Genomic DNA, 6,902 nt, shown 5'->3' on the forward strand with positions numbered 1-6,902 from the left:
GGGGGGCGCTGGCCTGGCGGGAGGCCGCCGGAGGAGCGGCGGAGCGGGGGAGTCCGCGGCCGGGCCGTAGCCGGCGGAGGCGGGGTCGTGCCTGGGGGTGAACCGAGGCATCCTCCTCATGGGACCGGTCCGCGGGTAAGGCTCCGCGGTGTCCGTGCTCGCGGGCCGGGGGCGCGGGCTACCGGAAGTGTCCATCGCAGTACCTCACATTCGTCCGCTGAGCTGCCCTACGGGCTTCTCTCCCCGCACCGCCGCAAATTGCACACCGGTCTTTCCCGTCACAGCCGTCTGAAACGTGAACGGCGCGACACGCCGGTTCGTTACGCCCCGGGAAGAAGCCGGAGCTAGCTCACCCGAGTTCGGGCAGCGCCGCGGCCAGCAGGTCGATGACCCTGGCGGGCTCGGTGATGCCTTTCGCGGCGATGTAGGCCGCGGTGAACCCGAGGTCACGCAGGCCCGAGGCGGTGCGGACGATGTCGTCGCTGGTCGTGGCCGGGTCGATGATGATCATGGTCGTCTTCTCGACCTGTTCGTAGTCCCGGCCGACGTCCTCGCAGTGCTGCCTGAGCACGTCCAGCTTGTGGCCGGCCTCGGGGCTCGCGGAGATGTTGCAGGCGTCGGCGTACGTGGCGACGAGCCGCAGGGTCTTCTTCTCCCCGCCGCCGCCGATCATCAGGTACGGGCGCGGGCGCTGGAGGCTCTGCGGCGAGTTCAGGGTCCGGCCGAGGTGGTAGTGCTTGCCGTCGAACGGCGCCTCGGAGTCCGACCACATTTGCAGGCAGATCTGGATCGTCTCCTCCAGCCGCTCGAAGCGCTCGGCGACCGGCGGGAAGCGGAACCCGAGCCCCTCGGACTCCTCCACGTTCCAGGCCGCGCCGATGCCGAGGCCCGCCCGGCCCTCCGAGAGCACGTCGAGGGTCGTGACCTGCTTGGCCAGCAGGGCGGGCTCGCGGTAGATGACGCCGGTGACGAGCGCGTGCAGCTGCACCCGTTCAGTGTGCGCGGCAAGGAAGGAGAGCGCCGCGTACGCCTCGAGCATCTCGTGCTCGACGGGCCCTATCCCGCGGAGCTGCCAGAAGTGGTCCATGACGGTGATCCGCGTGATGCCCGCCGCCTCGGCATTCCTCGCGTGGCTCGCCAGGGTCCGTCCGAGGACGGGCGCCCCGCCGCTCCAGGTGAAGTCGGCGATGTGCAGGCCCAGTTCCATGCGTCTCCTTGTCCGTTGTCCGTTGTGGCGTCGCTCCGGACAGCAGTCTGCTACATCGCCATCGGGCCCCGTGCCGGGGGCGGCGGCTTAGGCCCCCGCGGCATGCGCCGCGCACCGGGTGGCCGTGGCCGCGGCAGAGTCGTCATAGAAGGCCGCGCCGCACCCGGCGACGGAGCAGGACTTGAGCCGGAGCCACGTGCCGGCGGCGGCGGAGTCCGCGATGGCGACCGCCACGATGGCCACCAGGCCGGAATAGCTGGCCCTGGCCGCGCTGGCCAGCCGGATGGCGCTCGCCGGGTTCACGGTGACAATGATGCGGCCGTCCGCGAGCGCCCTGGACAGGCGCTCCGCGGCCGTGGCGTCCTGGTGGCCGTCGGTGTGGGCCGCGAGGACATCCCTGAGCGACTCGCGCAGCCGCAGCAGGGCGCCGTGTTCCGAGTTGCTGAGGCCTGCCTCCGGGGGCAGCAGCGCTACGGCGCGGAGCCAGCCGGTCGCGTCCTCGCGGGTGCGCAGCAAATCGGTGTCCCAGTCGGCGCCCAGCGTGTTAGCGAGCGCCTGGACACGGTCCAGAGGAGCAGGAGCGGGCGTACCGCCGTCGGCGGGCGTCTCAGGACCGGGCACGATTCGATCGTAACTAGCCGGGCCAGGCCTGGACAGCCGTCAGTTAGGTGGATGATGTATCAAGAATGTAGGCGCGGGAAGCGTCCCGTGAAGCCCAGGAGGGCTTTATCACCTCATCTACACCACTGCGTAGGGGAAGACATGGGAATCTCAGTGAAGGCACGGCACCTTCCACAGAGGGTGGCCGCCGCGGCGATCATCCTCGACTCGGGCATCGGCAAGCTGTCGGCCGATGAGGAGACCGCCGAGCGCCTGCACGGATTCGCCTCCGGCACCTATCCGTTCCTGAAGAAGCTCAAGCCAGCCCAGTTCGTCCGCATGCTGGCGGTGTCCGAGATCGCGCTCGGCACCGCGCTGCTCGTGCCCGTGGTGCCGGCCGCGCTGGCCGGTGCTGGGCTGACGGCCTTCTCCAGCGGCCTGCTGGGCTTGTACGTTAGGACGCCCGGCATGCGCAAGAAGGGCAGCCCCTTCCCGACTCAGCAGGGGATCACCCTGGCCAAGGACGTGTGGCTGGTGGGCATCGGCCTCGGCCTCGTCCTCGACGATCTCACCGACCGGTAGCGGACCCCGCCGCACCAGGGCAGCCGGGTCCTACGGGGCGGCGAGCACGTCGGGCGAGGTCGCGTCGTACTCGGCGAGCCAGCCCGCGCCGCGGCCCTCCGGGTCGCGCCGGTTGAGCCGCCGCCGCATCGCGATCAGCAGATCCCGCCGCATGGTCGCCCAGGGCGACGCCAGGTGGTTGCTCAGTCCCCGCTCGCGCGCGGTGAGCACCACCCGGCTCGCCCTCGGCCGCCGGGTGCGCTCGTACCTGTCCAGCCCGGTGAGCGGGTCGGCGGCCTCCGCGGTGAGGGCGGTGGCCAGCACCGCGCCGTCCTCGAGCGCCTGGCAGGCGCCCTGCCCGAGGTAGGGCAGCATCGGGTGCGCGGCGTCGCCGAGCAGCGTGACCCGGCCGCGGGTCCACCGCGGGATCGGGTCGCGATCGTACAGGGCCCACTTGTACCAGGTGTTCCCTGCGGCGAAGAGGCGGAGCAGCGACTCGTGCCAGCCGGCGTACCGCTCGAGCACCTCCTCGCGGCTGCATTCGGTGATCCACGACTCGTGCCGGTAGCCATCGTCGTCGTAGTGGCAGACGACGTTGATCAGCTCTTCGCCGCGCAGCGGGTACAGCACGATCGTGCCGTGCGGGCCGAGCCACTGGCCGTTGTCGGCCGACGGGCTGCTGCCGGAGACGGCCGCCGTCGGGATCACGCTGCGGTAGCAGATCTTCCCGGTGAACCGGGGGTCGTCCGGGCCGAACAGCGAGGTGCGCACCGCCGAATGGATGCCGTCGGCGCCGATGATGACGTCGGCCTCGATCTCGCTGCCGTCCGCGAAGCGCGCGACCGCCGTGGCGCCGTCCGGCTCTACGCGCGTGCACCTCTTGCCCAGCGTCACCAGGCCAGGCGGCAGCGCGTCGGCGAGGACGTCGAGGAGGTCGGCCCGGTGCACTGTCGCGCTCTGCAGGCCGAACGCGGTGGCCTGCTGCTTGCGGCTGGTCCTGGAGATGACCCGGCCGGTCTTCCCGTTGCGGGTGACCGCCCACTCCGACCGGCCCGCGACCTTGCGGACGCCGTCTTCCACGCCGATGCCCCGCAGCACCCGCATCGCGTTGGCGTGCAGGGCGACGCCGGCGCCGATCTCCCTGAGTTCCGCGGCCGCCTCGTAGACCGCTACCTCGATGCCCGCCTGCGACAGCGCGTTCGCCGCCGTCAGGCCGCCGATGCCTCCTCCGATGATCGCGACACGTGGCACTGAGCCGGCTCCCTCCTGGTTGTCCTGTCTTCCATCGTGACCTATGACGGCCAACTCGCAAAACCGCCCTGCCCCCGGGTTTTTACGGCCTGCCGCTGAGCGCTCCGCGCGATGATTCTGTCCTCTTCCGTTCGTCCTCACAGGGACAGCTCACTCGCGGAAAGGGCGAACCGATGACCGAGCCGAAGACCAGCACCCTGACCGTGCCGGGTGCTGTGCTGCACTATGACGTCAGGAGCGCCGGGTCGAGCCGTCATCCGGTCCTGCTGATGATCGGATCGCCCATGGGTGCCGACGGCTTCGCCACCCTGGCCGGGCACTTCACCGACCGCACGGTCGTCACCTATGACCCCAGGAGCTCGGGCCGCAGCAAGCGCACGGACGGCGCCCTGGAGACCACTCCTGACGAGCACGCCGATGACCTGCACCGGCTGATCGCCGGGCTGGACGCCGACCCGGTGGACGTCTTCGCGAGCAGCGGCGGGGCGGTCAACGCGCTGGCCCTGGTCGCCAGGCACCCGGAGCAGGTCCGCAAGCTCGTCGCGCATGAGCCGCCCGCGATCCGCGAAGCGCCGGACAGCGGACCGGCGTTTGCCGTCAACGAGGACATCCGGCAGACGTACCTGCGCAGCGGCTTCGGGCCTGCCATGGCCAAGTTCATCGCGCTCGTCAGCCACGAGGGCCTGATCGGCCCCGACTACCTGGACCGGCCCGCGCCCGACCCCGCCGCCTTCGGCCTGCCGTCCGAGGACGACGGCTCCCGCGACGACCCGCTGCTCCGGCACAACATCATCACCTGCACCCACTACGAGCACGACTTCGACGCCCTGCGTGCGGCGTCAACCCGGGTCGTGATCGGAGTCGGCGAGGACTCCGCGCAGCTGATCACCGGCCGCACATCCGTAGGGGTCGCGAGCCGGCTGGACACCACGCCCGTCACGTTCCCCGGCGGCCACGGCGGGTTCCTCGGCGACGAGTACGGGCCCATGGGCGGGAAGCCGGACGCCTTCGCCGTCGTCCTGCGCGACGTCCTCGACAACTGACGGCCCGCTCGCGGTCAGGCGTTCGCCGCGGAGGCCGATGCCGGGCGCCCGGGCCGGTCGGGCCGGTCGGGCGGCACGCAGACCATCCCCTCGCTGAAACCGGCCGAGCCGATGCCGAAGGCGGCGTTCAGCCTGTCCAGGTTGACTACCGTCAGCAGAGCGGTGATCTCGACGAGTTGCGCGGCGCTGAAGTGCTCCCTCATCCGCGCGAACAGCTCGTCGCTCACGTCGACCGGGGTGCGCATCACGCCGGCCGCGTAGTCGAGCGCCGTCTTTTCCCGCTCGGTGAACAGGTCGCTTTGCCGGTACCGCGGCAAGGCGAGCAGCTCCTCCTCGGAGAAGCCTGAGTTGCGGCAGATCTGCGAGCCGAGGTCTACGCAGAACTCGCAGCCGATCATCTGCGCGCCCTTCAGCTCGATCAGGTTCTTGAGCCGCTCGTCGACGCTGTGCCCCTTGCGGACCGCCTGCTGGAACTTGCCCATGCCGGACAGCATCTTCGGCTGGTACGCCCAGATCTCGACCGGCTCGATACCGCTGCCGCGCGCGGGTGCGCGCCCGGTCATCTTCTTCATGCCCCTGCCCATGAAGATGTAGACGAGCTTCACCATGGGACCCGCCTTCTCCCGTGGGACGCCCGGAATTCGTGCCATCGGACTACCTCCTGTTGTATCGCCTATCCAGCATGACGGCCGGCGGCGTGCCGGTGTGACAGCCGGCGCGGGCTCCTCCCGCGAGCTCCCAGGAACAAACCCGGAGCGTGCCATCGTTGCATGCTCTGTAAAGATGCCCTGAGTGCAACTTTTAGTGAGTGAGACACCATGACCACTCCCGTTGTGTCGCTGCGCGAGCGCAAGAAGCTGGCCACCCGTCGGCAGCTGCGCGCGGCCGCGCTGCACCTGGTGGCCGAGCACGGCATGGCGAACGTCACCGTGGAGGACATCGCCGCCGCGGCGGACGTGTCGCCGCGCACGTTCTTCAACTACTTCCCGTCCAAGGAAGCCGCGCTGTTCGGCGGCCACGATCCGGACCGGGCGGCCGGGCTGCGCAACCGCGTCGCGTACCAGGCGCCTGGCGAGCCTGCGCTGGAGGTGCTGCGCACGGTGCTGGCGCAGGACGCCCAGGACATGGCCGATGAGCTGCGGTCGCTCGGCGATGATCCGGCGGACTGGCTGCGCCGGATGAAGGTCGCGCGCAACGACCCGCACGTGCGCGCCGCGCACGCGGCGCAGATGGCGAGGATCGAGCGGGCCATCGCCGAAGGGCTGGCCGCGCGCATCGGCGCGGATGTGGAAACCGACCCCTATCCGTCGGTGGTGGCCGCCGCGGCCGTCGGCGTGATGCGCGCCTGCGTCGCGTTCTGGGCCGGCTCCGGCGGGACCGCTTACCTCGGCCAGCTCATCGACCAGGCATTCCGGGCACTCGCCGACGGGCTGCCGGAACACAGCGCGCTGCGCGACATGACTTCTGGGAAGGACCAAAACTGATGGCCACCGCGACACCCGCGCCCGCTCAGCCCGGAGCCGACGACGGCGCCATGCCAGGGCTCGGCCGCCGCCGCATCCTGCTTATCATCGGCGCGCTTATGTGCGGTATGTTCCTGGCCGCGCTGGACCAGACGATCGTGTCCACGGCGCTGCCGACGATCGTCGGCGACCTCGGCGGCCTCAGCCATCTGACGTGGGTGGTGACCGCGTACCTACTGGCGGCGACGATCTCGACGCCCCTGTACGGCAAGCTGGGTGACACGCATGGGCGCAAGCCGATGTTCCTGGCCGCGATCGTGATCTTCCTGGGCGGGTCGATCCTCGCCGGGCTGAGCCAGTCGATGGATCAGCTGATCGGCTTCCGCGCACTGCAGGGGGTCGGCGCCGGCGGTCTGATGGTCGGCGCTCAGGCGATCATCGGTGACATCGTTCCGCCTCGCGAACGGGGCCGGTACATGGGGCTGATCGGCTCGGTGTTCGCGGTCGCCTCGGTCGCCGGGCCGCTGCTCGGAGGCTTCCTCGTCGAGAATCTCTCGTGGCGCTGGGTGTTCTACGTCAATGTGCCGATCGGCGTGGTCGCGATCGCAATCGTCATCACGCGGTTGCATCTGCACACGCCACATCGCAGCCACCAGATCGACTACGTCGGCGCGGGGCTGCTCAGCGGCTGCGTCGGGGCCCTGATCCTGCTCGCGACCTGGGGCGGCAGCCAGTATGCGTGGGGCTCGCCGACGATCATCGGCCTGGGTGTCGTAG

8 protein-coding genes are annotated in these 6,902 nt (G+C 70.4%); 4 read left to right on the forward strand and 4 right to left on the reverse strand.

The annotated features are described in order from the left end of the window. Positions 1-349 precede the first annotated feature (349 nt). Together WA805_RS05245 and WA805_RS05250 are read right to left on the reverse strand one after the other, a co-directional pair. The gene (locus tag WA805_RS05245; protein WP_422326551.1) at positions 350-1,207 is read right to left on the reverse strand and encodes an LLM class F420-dependent oxidoreductase; all 858 of its coding nucleotides are present in this window, start codon (positions 1,205-1,207) and stop codon (positions 350-352) included. 87 nt (positions 1,208-1,294) lie between these two features. Further along, entirely contained in the window at positions 1,295-1,828 is a 534-nt protein-coding gene (locus tag WA805_RS05250; protein ID WP_422288186.1) for an ABATE domain-containing protein, read from the reverse strand. A gap of 141 nt (positions 1,829-1,969) precedes the next feature. Between WA805_RS05250 and WA805_RS05255 the strand changes: the two genes are divergently transcribed. Next, entirely contained in the window at positions 1,970-2,389 is a 420-nt protein-coding gene (locus WA805_RS05255; protein WP_422288188.1) for a hypothetical protein, read from the forward strand. Between the two features lie 30 nt (positions 2,390-2,419). Here the strand turns inward: WA805_RS05255 and WA805_RS05260 are convergent, their stop codons facing one another. Next, complete coding sequence (locus WA805_RS05260) at positions 2,420-3,619, reverse strand: FAD-dependent monooxygenase (RefSeq protein ID WP_422288189.1); 1,200 nt, start codon at positions 3,617-3,619, stop codon at positions 2,420-2,422. Between the two features lie 173 nt (positions 3,620-3,792). On the opposite strand from WA805_RS05260, the gene WA805_RS05265 reads away from it, so the two are divergent. Continuing rightward, on the forward strand, positions 3,793-4,662 hold the full coding sequence (locus WA805_RS05265; RefSeq protein ID WP_425241782.1) for an alpha/beta fold hydrolase: 870 nt from the start codon (positions 3,793-3,795) through the stop codon (positions 4,660-4,662). A gap of 14 nt (positions 4,663-4,676) precedes the next feature. Here WA805_RS05265 and WA805_RS05270 read toward each other — a convergent pair whose 3' ends face one another. After that, positions 4,677-5,312 (reverse strand): carboxymuconolactone decarboxylase family protein, encoded by a 636-nt coding sequence (locus tag WA805_RS05270; protein ID WP_422339853.1) that lies wholly within the window; start codon positions 5,310-5,312, stop codon positions 4,677-4,679. 168 nt (positions 5,313-5,480) lie between these two features. Between WA805_RS05270 and WA805_RS05275 the strand changes: the two genes are divergently transcribed. Together WA805_RS05275 and WA805_RS05280 are read left to right on the forward strand one after the other, a co-directional pair. Then, a complete protein-coding gene (locus WA805_RS05275) occupies positions 5,481-6,146 on the forward strand; it encodes a TetR family transcriptional regulator (protein WP_422288193.1) in 666 nt (221 codons plus the stop codon). After that, the coding region (locus WA805_RS05280; RefSeq protein WP_425241783.1) for an MFS transporter at positions 6,146-6,902 on the forward strand (757 nt) is incomplete at its 3' end. The genes WA805_RS05275 and WA805_RS05280, both read left to right, overlap by 1 nt.

This window comes from Trebonia sp. (assembly GCF_049794275.1).
GTDB lineage: Bacteria > Actinomycetota > Actinomycetes > Streptosporangiales > Streptosporangiaceae > Trebonia.

Excerpts from the sequence above, each read along its gene's own strand:
- WA805_RS05245 (WP_422326551.1), bottom strand. The coding sequence starts at position 1,207 with ATGGAACTGGGCCTGCACATCGCCGACTTCACCTGGAGCGGCGGGGCG.
- WA805_RS05255 (WP_422288188.1), top strand. The coding sequence starts at position 1,970 with ATGGGAATCTCAGTGAAGGCACGGCACCTTCCACAGAGGGTGGCCGCC.
- WA805_RS05265 (WP_425241782.1), top strand. The coding sequence starts at position 3,793 with ATGACCGAGCCGAAGACCAGCACCCTGACCGTGCCGGGTGCTGTGCTG.
- WA805_RS05270 (WP_422339853.1), bottom strand. The coding sequence starts at position 5,312 with ATGGCACGAATTCCGGGCGTCCCACGGGAGAAGGCGGGTCCCATGGTG.
- WA805_RS05275 (WP_422288193.1), top strand. The coding sequence starts at position 5,481 with ATGACCACTCCCGTTGTGTCGCTGCGCGAGCGCAAGAAGCTGGCCACC.